Genomic DNA, 13,406 nt, shown 5'->3' with positions numbered 1-13,406 from the left:
CCGCATCCAAAAGATGGCGGCTGCTGAACGGCTCACAACTGCTACCCGACGTGATCGCCGGAGTTCAATTCATCGATGGAATCAAACCCCAAGTAAATGCCGCCTGAAAACTTCCTATCCACAACTTATTGCAATATCTCGTGGCCCGCCGGTCGTCGTCATTCGACAAACCGTTGCCTGCAATCAACCGGACTTGATCCGGCGAAAGTTCGAAAAGACAGAGCCGATCGAAAAGCAGCTCGTGAACTGCCCGGGGTAGAATGCGGAGCATGTTGGCCGCAGCTTGGTAGCTCTTTTGTGCGCCTGGTGTCTCGGCCTTTGCCGGGTCTGCCAAACGCTCCAGCACATGCGATCGGGCGTCCTTCACGCCCTTTGAGACGATCTGCTGGTCTACGTACAGAATCGCATTCTTAAAGCTCAAGGCTTCAAGAACTGCCCCTAACCCCGGAAATGCGCCGCGGTCCTTTAGAACGCGATCGATCGCGGTATTTATCCATTCGATCTGTCGGTTCCACTCCCACGGGACCGTCGCCCCATCTCTTCCACGCTCCAGCGCTGCCCAGAGCTCCCGCAGCAACATGGCCGCTTCGTCGTCCGTAAAACTTCGGCAGACGTACTTGAAATGCTGCGACATCTCATCGGGGATTTCGATCAACACTTCAGCAGGATCAAAGCCGTGCCTTAGATAAAGATCGTACGGGATACGCGCGCCGCGACCATCACCGTACCCATTCGATATGAACCGGTTCCAAACCATCCGGCCATAGATCCGGTCTCTTTCAGCATCAATCTCGTCCCATTCAAGCTGAGATGAAACGGCATCGATCTCCGCTGCCCCAACGAGTACGTATTTTCGACGCTCAGAGTTGAGCGGATTATCGTAATTCAGGTAGTAAAACGCCAGTGATTTACCGACCTTCAACGCCGCGAAGATCTCCTTGATGTTCTTGACTGCCTCCTGCGGATCATAACGCTCAAGAAATTCATCCGGAGTCTCGTCCGGTGCATCTTTTGCGCGCCGGAACACCCCGTCATAAGGCCATGTCCCCGAACAGCAGCGTGGGATTTCGTCCTTGACTGGTGTTATCTGAACCCTATCAGTGTGCAAAAACTCCTTTGGCTCGTGCAGAAACTTCAGGGTCTTCCTCCCGCCGAAAGTTTGGATCGTTCGCAGACAGGGAGGATGATAGGCCTTCTCGCGCAGTGCCTCGACTGGTTGGCCTTTGATCGCATCTTCTTCTGAATCCACCTTATTTTCACGAATCCCATGAGCCTTAAGGCCGTACTCGCCTGAGCAATACACGTTGGCCACCGGGTTGTCACAGACGTTTCCGTCCCACCCCCGGTCATGCCAAGGTAATCTCAATGAAAGATGTGCTGCCATGGTTGCACCTCCGTTTCTGCGTGCGACGATCGCGCTATCCTGCTTATTCTGCAGACTCATAGGTGGGATAAGAAGAGCGATCTCGAATTCCCAGTCCAACCGCTGCGTGTCAGATGATAATCTGTAATTGCACCGACGGGAATCAGTATCGACGCTCCAAGAGGGGTGGTGAAATTTCCTCGTCACTGCGGAAATGTCACGATTAATCCCGAAATGATACGATTAGCTTGTCGGTTTCCCCTTCTTGCAATACGCCTGCCCCGTTGCAAAACTCACAACCATCAGGAACCACGAGTATCGGCAGGTTGTCGTAGCGCCTTGTCCTGCAAGCTTGCAAGCTAGACTTGTATGCACCAAGCAGGCGTATTTCTCATGTCAAACGATCGACCGCAAACATTTGCTGAGTACCGAGGACTCCTCGAATCCGCCATCGAGGAGATCAACCGCATTGATGTATTACCCGTCGTGGACGGTGAAGCCTATCTTCGTCGTTGCGCCGAGATCGCTCGCGAAATTGGTATGGCGGCCCTGCATGTTGGACTAGTGCAGCAACACGCCCGGAGCCTGGAGTTTGGCTGCTACTGTGAGCGTCAGGAGGTGCTGACCTTCCTGTCCACCTGCTTGAAAGAGTGTCGTGAACACGAACGGAACGACGGCCGGTCAGCGAACCCGCCAGCCGCCAGCATGATGACTCGGGAAGAGGTAGCCGCTTGCCTCGGGATCCACATACGAACGGTTCGCCGCAGGGTACTCGACGGCACACTTCCTGAGCCAGTCCAGGTCGGTCGTTCAGTTCGCTGGCGGCGGGAGGACATTGAAGCGATCGTTGGAGTTAGTTAGGGTCGAAGAATGGCAAGCGTCTTCAAAAAGAGCTACTACAAGACGATCAAGGGCAAGCGCGTCAAGCGTTTTGCTCAGAAGTATTCGATCAAGTACCGCGACGAGTTTGGCCACTGGAAAACGACGCCCGGTTACACCGACAAGGAGCTGACCAAGAGGAAGGCCGCGTCGGTCGAGCACGACGTAGATTGTCGGCGTCGAGGTAAGGTCGATCCCTACGAAGCGCCGAAGCGCGTGCCATTGACCGAGCATTTGTCCGCCTACAGACGGTTCCTGGAGTCCAAACAGGACTGCGCCGATCACGTTGACAGAACGATTGCCCGAATTGAGGCGGTTTTCACGTGGTGCCGCTTCACTAAGCTCGATGATCTCGTCGCCTACAACGCGACCGATCGCGTCAATACGTACCTGAAACTCCGCAGGGAAACCGACGGCGAGTCAAAGATCAGCAATCGGACAAGCAACTACTACTTAACCGCATTGGGCGGTTTTTGCCGATGGGCTGCAAAACAAGGTCGCATGCCCCAAAGCCCGATTGGCCTGATCGCAAAAGCGAACACCGAGCTTGATGAACCTCGCAGGCGGCGGGTTCTTTCGGAGAAGGAGTTCGCGTCGTTGATCAAGGCCGCGGACCGCGGGCCGAGCAGCCAAAATCTGCCTGGCGCTGACCGAGCATGGTTGTACATCATTGCCGCCTACTCGGGCCTTCGTGCATCGGAACTCGCCAGCCTCAACCCGAAATCGTTCAAGCTGGAAACGGACCCTCCCGGCATCGTGGCACGCGCGTCTACCACGAAGAACAAGGAGAACGTGGTACAGCCGCTGCCGATGAACTTGGCGAAACTACTTGGCCCCTGGCTAAAAACCAAGGAAGCAGGGAATCCGATTTGGCCGGGACGATGGAACCGCCGGGCCGCGGAAATGCTGCGGGGCGATCTGGCCGCGGCAAAGATCCCTCTTGAGACTGCGGACGGGGTTATGGACTTCCACGCCCTCCGTGCCACCTACGTGACCAATCTCGTGCGTTCTGGAGTCCACCCCAAGATCGTCCAAACCTTGGCCCGCCACTCGACGATCGTCCTCACGATGGACCTGTACACGAAGTTGGGGGCCAAGGAGACGGCCCAGGCCCTGGACCATCTGCCGGCGCTTCCACGTCTTCAGAGGCTGCGAAAAGCTGGTCCATAGCTGGTCCAAGGCGGAGGCTTTCTGGGCCATCTGCTGCCACCTGCTGCCACCCCGCACAATCGGAACGGCCTGGCGGCATCAGTACAAAAAAACCCAGGAAAACCGCTGTTAATCGCGATTCCCCTGGGTAAAATGAAGATGGCCGAGGCGGGGATCGAACCCGCACACCGGTTACCCGATACGGGATTTTAAGTCCCGTGCGTCTGCCTATTCCGCCACTCGGCCGTGGGCTTTCGCTGTACGAGTTTGCGACGATTTCGATACTTCGTCAAGCGACTCAGCTTATAGGACTAAGGCTGAGTCTGCCGAGCAACGCTCGATCCGTAGACCGGTACTCGGCGACGGCGCTTCAAATGTTTGGTGCTTATGCTGTGCGGCATTGCTGTCCCTGGTCATATCGGGTTTGCCCGTCGCTGCAAGCAATAAGTATCGGCCTGCTCGGCCGCCCATCGGCGGGCGTCTGCTCGGTTCGTCACTCGGGTACACGGCAATGGTCCCGTCGCGATCGATGGTGGTCGGCGGATTCCGGCGCACGGTTTGCATTCATAAATGTTAAATGAAGCGGTAGCTGCGACCTTTCGATTCGACTCGCCGTAGCCCGCCGCGCGATCATCGTTCGACCGTTGTGCCAGCCGACGTTTTAAGAATTCGGAATCGGTATTTGGCGCCTAACAAGAATAACAGCCGGCAGGGACGCTGGCTGATTGTTTGAAATTGTCGTCGGTGTGGACGACATGCGGGGTCGCTGGGCAATCAAGCCTGCCTGGCACCCCGTTTTTTGGACTTCTTCCCTCTGGAATTGTTTCTGTTCCCCGGCGCGGGCATGAGACTTGCAATAGTAACACATCGGCTGAGACGACCTAATCTCTCACTCAGCTGAAGCCGTCAGACGGATACCGACGTTTGGCGGCTCCTTTTTTTGCGCCACCGTTCGGAATTCTCGCAACGTGATGCGCGGTAGGAGAGTCGCCGCTCGTCGGCCCGTCGCGCCATTTCCCCGCGAGGCGCGCATCCCATTGGCGGTTGGACGGGGATCATGCTGTCTCTCAGCGAGCCAGCGGAGGGAGATTCCTCAGGTCTTTTTGCCTGACCGTTTTTGCTCTTTCCAGTCTTATTGCGGCTTTATTGCCGCGCATGAAAATCGCGCCCTGGCGCGGTCGATGGCAGGTGCCAATGTGATCGAGAGAGAGATGCTCTCGACTTCTTGGCAGTCTGGTCCAGGTCGTCCGTCGTTTTGTTCGGCGCACGGGGCATGAGGACCAACTACCTGGTGCCACGGCCAGCGCAAGGTACCAGCAGGCGCGTCGGGCGCAATGCAATAAAGGCGAACCGCTGTCAGGCTGCGATCGGTATCGACGCCGTTACCAGGCGTTAGCCCAGCGACAAGGGCGGACCGCCCCCGGTCTCTGTCATGCGATCAAGTGCCTTTTCAGCGCAGCGCGGACATGTCTCGGGTACGACTTCGCTCGCGGCGAAGGTAGGCCACTTTTCGGCGCGCCATGCTTTTTCATCGGCGACTTGCAGCGTGAAAACGGCCTTGCACTTGGGGCACTTGCAGAACGGCATCCGTCGAAATCCTTTGCGTGTCCGAGACAGGCCCCGTTTCAGAACCTAAGTAGAGCAGGTCCGACGCCTTGCTAACAGCCCGGTGCCCGAGTCGGGGCAGGTCCCGCGCGCCGTCGGCCCCGAGTGCCACGACTTGTCAACATGGCAAATATGCAGGGAGAAGCACTCACTTCGGCGCGAGAGCCAGATCAGTGAACTTGGGCTATTCATCGCCAGGCTGCTGCGTCGCTGCGGCGTGATCATTTGGGCGTCAGTAGGCGGACGTCGTTTCCGCAAGCGCTATTTAGCATCGTGGCGGGGCAATTCGATGCGGAATATCGTGCCAACCCCTGGCGCGCTGTCGACGCGCACGCGCCCTTGATGATCCTTGATGTTGCCATGCACGATGCTCAGCCCTAGCCCTGTGCCACCGCCGGCGCGTCGCGTCGTGTAAAAAGGATCGAAGACGTGGGCCTGCACATCAGCGGGAATGCCGGGTCCGTCGTCTGCCACGGCGACCGTATAGTGGTCGTCCTGCACGCCTGTCGTGACCGTGATATTCATCGGTTCGGTGCGCGACTCGGCCGCGTTTTGTAATAGATTACCCATCACTTGGTCGATGGCCGTGGCGTTCATCGGCAGATCGCCGACCGCGGGATCCAGAGCGACATGCAGAGTGACGTCGTGCGAAGTCAGATATCCTCGCATCCGTTCGGCAGCCCGCTCGACTACTTCGTTGAGGGACTGCAAGTGCTTTTCGGTAGGTGATTGACGGGCGAACCCGAGCACGTTCTTGACGATCCGGGCGCATCGCTGTGCATCGCCTGCAATTCCGTCCAGGCAGCGTGCCACGACCGCGTCGTCGCCATCAGCCTGGGCCACGCGCGCCATCTCGGCCGCCAGCAAAATGGTGCCGACCGGATTATTGATCTCATGGGCAATTCCGGCCGCCAACGTGCCCAGCGAGGCCAGCCGTTCGGCCGCCCGCAACATGTCTTGTGATGCTTCGAGCGCCCGCGTTCGTGATTGCACCAGTTGCTCTAGATGCTCGCGATACCGTTGCAACTCTTGTTCAGCAAGGCAGCGATCCGTAACATCGCGCGTGATGACGAGGATTGTTTCCACGCTGCCGGAATCGTTCCGCTCCGGAATGATGCGCGACTCGAAGTGACGCACCTGGCGTGGCACGGCGAATTGAAAGCCGATCTGCGCCGGCCGACCCGAGTCGAGCACCTGCCGCATGCTCTCGTCCCACTTCGCGACCAAATCGGGCGGCATCGGCAGTTCGCGATTGGATTTGCCCAAAAACGATTGAGGCGTGAAGCCTGTCCGCGGCTCGACCTGGCGATTGACGAACAAGTGTCGCAGCTCGCGGTCGAATCGTGCGACGACGTCCGGCATGCTGTCGGCCAATGAGCGAAACTCCCGCTCGCGGCAACGCAACTCTCGTTCGACCTCCTTCTGACGAGTTATGTCGTGGCCGACGGCCAGAACTTCTTGCACTTGTCCGTGCAGGTTCGCGAGCGGCACGAAGTTAATGACCAGGTGTACCCCTCCCTTGCGTCGCGGTGCCGCGACTTCGACAGTCTGACTGTCGCCCGTCTCGATCGCGCGTAGCAGATAGGGACGATAACTGTCTGTGAATTGGCGAGGAAGGATCTCCTCATCGCGTTTGCCGACGATCTCGTCTCGCGTGCGGCGGATCATCTGCTCGGCGCGCGTGTTGGCGAATTGGACGCGCCCTTGAGCGTCGTAGATCATCACAGGGCCAGGATAGCATTCCGTCGCCAGACGAAATCGCTCGGCCCCCTCGCGCAGCATCTCGTCGGCACGTTTCCAGCGTGTGATGTCCGTGGAAACGATCAGTACCGTCGGCACGGGCTGGTCTGGCAATGGTGCCAGCCGAGCGATCCACCAACTGCCGTCGATCGCTCGATGCTCGAATTGGTCGACCTGGCCCAGGCCGCAGGCGTTTCGCAATGCCTGATGAAAACGATCGTGATTTGCAACGGACAAAAACTCGAAGGCGCTATGACCAACCACGTCATGGATCTTGAGCGACGGGAGCACGCGATTGATGTAGAGAATGCATCCCGTCGCATCGGTTAGCATGATCGTGTCGGGAGAATGCGCCACAATCGATTGCCAGAGCAATTGCGAATTTGGCAATTCCCCCATCGCGCTTCCTTCGAGCGCAGCATCTAATTCCGTCGGCGGCTGATCAAGCAATGCAGGCCCCTCCCACGCGGGGGTTCTACAAAGTGGAAATCATAGCAGCGTCGCAACGATTTCGTCGAGACAAGTTGCCGGTGGCGAACGCCGGGCCGATCGCCCACGAACATCTCGCCGAGGGGTCGAAGCACGAAGCAGGGGAGGGGGCGCCGAGAGAACCCTTGCAGGGCATGCAAGCTCACGAAATGCTCGCACAATTCTCACACATCCTTGTCTTGAAATAAAACGTTATCAATTTATCCTACCGTTCGTACCGGCGCTTGTTGCACCGGTCTGAGCCGCTGGCGGAAGAGGACCGCGCAAGCCCTCTGCCGCCAGTGGCTATTTTTATGCGCCGCGGCCCCGTCACGCGGGCAGTTGATAGCGTGGCCGGTCATTGAAACCGTACTTCGGGCGCTGATCGAAGGCCCTTGCGATTGCCGGTTCAGTGCGCGTCGAACGACGTTGCGCCGCTGACTTGCCGTCCTTGCAGTTAGCCGGACATGCTCGTTTACAATTTCCGCGACAGCGGCGCGGCCCGAAGGTAGGATGGCCCCGCAGGCTGGTCCCGAGCACAACCGCCGGCGGTGTCCATTGCCAGTTGGACATTGCAGCAACGGCGGTTCGCAGAAGCATAGGGACAGGCTTGCGGCTCAGCCCGCGGGCTCGAAGGACAGCCCAGGCTCGTCCGATGCAGTTGAGGGGGGGCACATCCCCACAGAATCAGGCAATTGAATATGACAACTGGCAACCGTGGCAGATCCGCGCGATTCTTGCGCTCGCTCGCGCTCTTGGTCGTTGGGGGCAGTTTCTCGTGGCAGTCGGCGACCTGCCTCGCTCAATTGGAGTACACCGGGGTCGATCTTTCGGGGGCCGAGTTCGGCAATACCCCGACGCCGGGCAATCTGGGCACCTACAACACCGACTACACGTATCCCACCGATGCCGAAATTGATTATTTCATCAGCAAGGGGATGAACACGTTCCGAATACCGTTTCGCTGGGAGCGGCTGCAGCCCACATTGGACGCGCCGCTGAACACCACTGAATTCAACCGGCTCAATAGCCTGGTGCAATACGCCACGTCGAAGGGTGCCAACGTAATTCTCGACCCGCACAATTTCGCACGGTACTATCCCGACCCCAATAACTTCGAAAGCTCGACGCAGGGGCTGATCGGCAGCGCGAGCGTGCCTGATTCGGCCTTTGCCGACCTCTGGTCGCGTCTGGCTACGGACTACAAGGGAAACAGCCACGTCTTTTTTGGCTTGATGAACGAGCCCAACACGATGCCGACCGAACAATGGGTCTCGGCGGCCAATGCAGGCATCGCGGCCATCCGTGCGGCCGGGGCGACCAACCTGGTGCTCGTCCCTGGCAACGCCTGGACAGGCGCCTCGAGCTGGAGCGACAACTGGTACGGCACGCCCAACGCGACAGCCATGCTGAACATCGTCGATCCAGGCCACAACTTTGCGATCGAGGTGCATCAATATATGGATGCCGACGGATCGGGCAACTCGTCGACCATTGCCAACAACGACCCCAATATTGGCGTAGAACGCTTGACGGATTTCACCCAATGGCTCGAAGCGCACAACCTGAAAGGGTTTCTCGGCGAATTTGCCGTGGCGAATTCCACCATCGGCACCGGCTCGGGCCAGATCGGCGACGAGACGATCAACAACATGCTCAACTACATGCAAGCGAATTCCAGCGCGTGGCTGGGCTATAGCTGGTGGGCGGCCGGTCCTTGGTGGGGCAACTATCAATTCACTCTCGAACCAACCAACCTCGGAACCCCGCAGCAGGCCGATCAGCCTGCTATGTCCGTGCTCGGACCTCGTCTCGCCGGGGTCATGATCGCCGGCGACGCAAACAGGGATGGAGTTGTCAACGGACTGGATATTGGCAAGGTCGCCAGCAACTGGCTGCAAACCGGCAGCGGGAACGCCGGTGACGTCAACCGCGACGGGGTCGTCAATGGTCTGGATATTTCGCTGATCGCGGCGAATTGGCTGCACGCCGGCGGTGGCACCGCCACCAGCGTGCCGGAACCCTCGACGGCCATTCTTGCTGGCATCGGGGCTTGCCTGCTGTGGGGACGAAGCAGACGGAAACGTCGATAAGCTAGCAGGCGATATCCCGCCGACTGCGGAGACACATCGGCAAGTGAGCATGCGGCTGACTGTCGATCTCACATCGACCTATCCGCTAGCGGCCTTTTTCTGGCAAAGGGCCATTTTTTCGAGAATCTCACGAATCCGGCGTACGAACCGCCGCGTACGTAGTCGGGATCATTCCGACGCCGCGCCACAGCGCTCGACGTGCCCGCGGACGGGTCGACAGTGAGCAGTCCCCACAACGCCCGCAGTCTGAAGAATCCGTAACAGCCGTAGGCGCGAGAAATCCAAACCCGAATACCGTGCGTAGTTCCGCGGGCGTTAGACGGAAAACGAGATAAGGAAAAGCTACTGTCCGGTGAATGGCCTCGGTAATAACGTCGTCAACGACGTTGCCAGGGTCAGGCGAGCTTCAAAACGATCGTGTCGATCTCAGGTTGTGCCCGCGGGGCCGATTGCTTCGCAAGTTGAACGTCTCCACAAGACGTCCTTCAGCAGGGCTGTTCGACACCGTTACGCCATCTCACCACCGGCATCTCCCCGTGAGCAAACGATTCTACGCGTGCGCAACGATCTACGATTTTGGCAGACTCGACCTTTCACGTGAGGCACCCATGCGTCTAATAGACACTCGATGGAATTATCTGTTGGTTCTGGCGATTGCACTACTAATTTGCGCACCGTCAACGGCGTTTGCCGGGTTGTTAGCCTCGGCGACCGTATCGACTACTTCGACGAGCGCCCCCTACGATTACACCGTGACATTGCAGAACACCGGCACGACGAACATTGGTACGTTCTGGTTTGGCTGGACCGCTACGCCCATCGATTATGACTTCTTGCCTTCGCTCCCCACGGTCACAAGCATGCCCACCGGGTGGATAGCGCCAATATCGCACAACTCGGCGATCCCCGGTGATGGCTATGGCATCGAGTACTACAACCTGACCGGCTCGGCGATCGCACCGGGTGGCACCGCTAAATTCGAGTTCACCAGTCCAGACTCGCCCGCGGTATTGGAAAGCCAGGCCTTCTTCCCGGTCGACAAAGTCACGACGTCGTTTCTCTATATCGGCTTTCCGTTCGGCGATGCCGGTCAGCAGTTCGACGCAAAGGTCGTTCCCGAACCGACCGGATTGCTGCTCGCGGGCGCAGGCGCCGCGATCGGTCTACTCGCGCTACGGCGCGCGAAGCGTCTCCAGACTCAGTAGCAGGTGGAGAGCCGCTTGCGCTGTCACATGAGGCGCCGGGATTCCATCGCCTGGCTCTTTCCATTGTGATCGAGCCGCTCTTCATGCCCTACGCTCCTCCCCTTCACCACATCGGCTCGAGGTCAGGGGCGCGCCTGTTCCCTTGCCGGCGGACGCGTCCCTGAGCTCGCCGATTCAGCCGGGCAGGTTGCTGCCTCATGTTCGCAACTTCGCGCTGCTCGGCGCTGCGGCATCTCACCTCTCTGTAGACGTTGCGCTGCACGGCTGCGCGCACGGCGGGTCCATGTCGTGTCTCCTACATCGCCTTGCCAACCAACCCATAGACGTCTGCTGATACGTTCGCGACTCGCTTTTAAGCAATTCAGCACCGCAGGAAATTAATAATCCTTTTTGCTATGCGTTTAGTGTGTGCCTATACTAGCCGCCGCGACAAAGCGTCATGCATCGATGCAATCACGGCTAACAGCTGGCTCGGAGACACGAACACATGTCATCGTCAGAAGTGGGGCGCGAATCTGGAATGTTGCGATCGCTGAATCGATTGCTGATTATCATCGGTTTCGGCAGCTTTCTGGTGCTAGCCAGGTTAGGTTTAGCCGGCCGGTTTGCCTCATTCTCTTCAACCTCCTTCTTGATAGCTGCGGCCGTGCTGGGGCTGGCGGCCATCGTCGCCACGGTAGTGCTGTACTATTTCCTTCGAAAGGTGACGGCCTTCTTGGATAATGACGCCGCGGAGCAAGCGCGGTTTCTCGACACGCTCGACATCCGCTACGTCGACGTCGCCATCTTCATCACCGCGGCGCTCAGCCTTTTACTCGAATTGGCGCTGATTCGTTGGCAGTCTTCTGTGTTGGAGTTCGTGGCGTTCTATAAAAACTTCAGCTTGCTAGCCTGTTTTGCTGGTCTGGGATTGGGCTACGGCCTCGCTGGACGAGACCGTATTCCGCTGCTGACCGTGATCCCGCTGTTAGCCTGGCAATTTGGCTTTTTGATGATGACGCGCCTGGTGCCGGTCTTTGGTTCCATTCCCTTTCCCGAGCAGCTGACGATGGGCTTGGGAAAGACGAACCTGGTTCAGGCCGCGGCTTTGTACCTGCTGCTGACTGTGGTCTTCTTGCTGACAGCCGTGACGTTTCTGCCGGTGGGTCAGCTTTGCGGTCGTCTGATGGAACGCCGTTCGAAACTGCGCGCGTACGGATTGAATCTGCTCGGCAGCCTGGCCGGCGTGTTGCTGATGCTCGGCGAAAGTTTCGCCTGGACGCCACCCCTGGTGTGGTTCGCGCTGTGCTTTCTGGCGCTGCTCCTGTTTCATGTGCGCAAATCGTCCACAATGCTCACGGCTTCGCTCTTTACGCTCGTGGGCGCTACGGCGCTTGCTTGGTGGCCGATCAATCCGCTTTGGAACAGGGTTTACACCCCCTATCAGCTACTGGAAATCTATCCCAACGACACCGGCTACACCGAAATTCGCGCGGCCGGCCACTACTACCAACATATTCACAATCTCGCCGGCGAGTGCCTGACGGCCGAGATGGTCGATTTCCGCAACTACTATGATTTTGCCTACAAGGCCAGCCCGGCGCTGGCCGACGTCGCCGTGGTCGGAGCGGGCACCGGCAACGACGTCGCCGCGGCGCTGCGCGCGGGGGCCGGCAAGGTCGACGCTATTGAAATCGACCCCGCCATTCTGCAGGTGGGCAAGATGAGCCATCCGGAGAAACCATACACCGACCCGCGCACGACCGCGGTGAACGACGATGCCCGCTCGTTTCTACGGCGCACGGATCGCATGTACGATTTGATAGTGTATGGATTGCTCGATTCGCACACGTTGTTGAGCCAAGGCTCCAGCGTCCGCCTCGACTCGTTCGTCTATACGATCGAGGGCCTGCGCGAAGCCCGCAGCCGCCTCAAGCCCGACGGCATGATTGCGCTGTCGTTCGTCGTATTGTCCGACAGCCTGGCCCGCAAGATCTATCTGATGATGGAGCAAGCCTTTGATGGGCGACCGCCGATTTGCATCGCCACGGGCTTTACCGGGGCCGTAATTTTTCTGGAATCGAACGACAGCAACTGGAAGCTGCCCCCCACGCTGATCGCCGATACCGGTTTCATAGAAATGAATGAGAAATACGCCGACCCCGCGCTGCACGCCGACGTGTCGACAGACGATTGGCCGTTCTTCTATATGCCCGAGCGCGTATTTCCCAAGTCCTACCTGGTCATGATCTTTCAGATCGTCGCGCTGTCGCTATTGCTGGCCGCCAACTTTCTCAACGAAACGCCCAAGTTCAGCCACCTGTCGTTCTTCTTCTTGGGCGTGGGATTCATGCTCATTGAAACCAAGGGCATTACCGAAATGGGCCTGACCTTCGGGAACACATGGCACATCATTGGCATCGTGATCGCAGGCATCCTGTTGATGGCCTTCCTGGGGAACTGCGCAGTTCAATGGTTTAACATCAAAAACACGTTCATTCCCTATCTGCTGCTGTGGGCTTCTCTGGGTATCGGCTGGTACGTGTCGAAATTGGGAGGCTTTGAATCCACCACACTCGGGCGACTGGAGACGGCCATCGTTCTCACATGCCCGCTGCTCTTCTCGGGCATCCTCTTTTCCACCTTGTTGGCGAATCGAGGGCACGTTGCAGGGATCATGGCCATGAACCTGTTGGGAGCCATATGCGGCGGGTTGCTGGAATACAGCTCGATGTATCTGGGCTTCCGCTCGCTCTATGTCCTAGCGGCGGTTTGCTACGTCTTGGCGTTCCTGTCAGAACTGCTGCTGAAGGACAAGGAAGCCGCCGTGCTGTGACAAGATGGCCCGACAGTTCACTCTGCGCAACGGTTCATTGCACAACTGTATGGAATGAACGCGGTCCGCAAGCCCCGGGATCGCGGCAG

The 13,406-nt window shown here is 58.4% G+C and carries 8 protein-coding genes and 1 tRNA gene; 5 read left to right on the top strand and 4 right to left on the bottom strand.

Features of this window, described 5'->3' with window-relative positions; all coding sequences use genetic code 11:
* Window positions 1-64: 64 nt before the first annotated feature.
* The gene (locus VGG64_25725) at window positions 65-1,384 is read right to left on the bottom strand and encodes a hypothetical protein (GenBank protein ID HEY1603029.1); all 1,320 of its coding nucleotides are present in this window, start codon (window positions 1,382-1,384) and stop codon (window positions 65-67) included.
* A gap of 372 nt (window positions 1,385-1,756) precedes the next feature.
* Between VGG64_25725 and VGG64_25720 the strand changes: the two genes are divergently transcribed.
* Both VGG64_25720 and VGG64_25715 read left to right on the top strand, forming a co-directional pair.
* On the top strand, window positions 1,757-2,224 hold the full coding sequence (locus VGG64_25720) for a helix-turn-helix domain-containing protein (GenBank protein ID HEY1603028.1): 468 nt from the start codon (window positions 1,757-1,759) through the stop codon (window positions 2,222-2,224).
* A gap of 9 nt (window positions 2,225-2,233) precedes the next feature.
* Entirely contained in the window at window positions 2,234-3,412 is a 1,179-nt protein-coding gene (locus tag VGG64_25715) for a tyrosine-type recombinase/integrase (protein ID HEY1603027.1), read from the top strand.
* 139 nt (window positions 3,413-3,551) lie between these two features.
* Here the strand turns inward: VGG64_25715 and VGG64_25710 are convergent.
* From VGG64_25710 to VGG64_25700, 3 genes are all read right to left on the bottom strand, one after another.
* Window positions 3,552-3,637 (bottom strand) — tRNA-Leu (locus VGG64_25710).
* A gap of 1,146 nt (window positions 3,638-4,783) precedes the next feature.
* A complete protein-coding gene (locus VGG64_25705) occupies window positions 4,784-4,978 on the bottom strand; it encodes a hypothetical protein (GenBank protein HEY1603026.1) in 195 nt (64 codons plus the stop codon).
* Between the two features lie 279 nt (window positions 4,979-5,257).
* The gene (locus VGG64_25700) at window positions 5,258-7,186 is read right to left on the bottom strand and encodes a PAS domain-containing protein (GenBank protein HEY1603025.1); all 1,929 of its coding nucleotides are present in this window, start codon (window positions 7,184-7,186) and stop codon (window positions 5,258-5,260) included.
* Window positions 7,187-7,905: 719 nt separating this feature from the next.
* Here VGG64_25700 and VGG64_25695 point away from each other — a divergent pair.
* The 3 genes from VGG64_25695 to VGG64_25685 all read left to right on the top strand — a co-directional run bounded on the left by VGG64_25695 (window position 7,906) and on the right by VGG64_25685 (window position 13,317).
* The gene (locus tag VGG64_25695; protein ID HEY1603024.1) at window positions 7,906-9,297 is read left to right on the top strand and encodes a cellulase family glycosylhydrolase; all 1,392 of its coding nucleotides are present in this window, start codon (window positions 7,906-7,908) and stop codon (window positions 9,295-9,297) included.
* A 608-nt stretch (window positions 9,298-9,905) separates the two neighbouring features.
* Complete coding sequence (locus tag VGG64_25690; protein ID HEY1603023.1) at window positions 9,906-10,502, top strand: hypothetical protein; 597 nt, start codon at window positions 9,906-9,908, stop codon at window positions 10,500-10,502.
* A 487-nt stretch (window positions 10,503-10,989) separates the two neighbouring features.
* Entirely contained in the window at window positions 10,990-13,317 is a 2,328-nt protein-coding gene (locus VGG64_25685; protein HEY1603022.1) for a hypothetical protein, read from the top strand.
* Window positions 13,318-13,406 lie beyond the last annotated feature (89 nt).

This window comes from Pirellulales bacterium (genome assembly GCA_036490175.1).
Classification (GTDB): Bacteria; Planctomycetota; Planctomycetia; order Pirellulales; family JACPPG01; genus JACPPG01.
The sequence above is the reverse complement of the archived record's forward strand: the minus strand, read 5'-3'. Positions and strand labels throughout refer to the sequence as shown.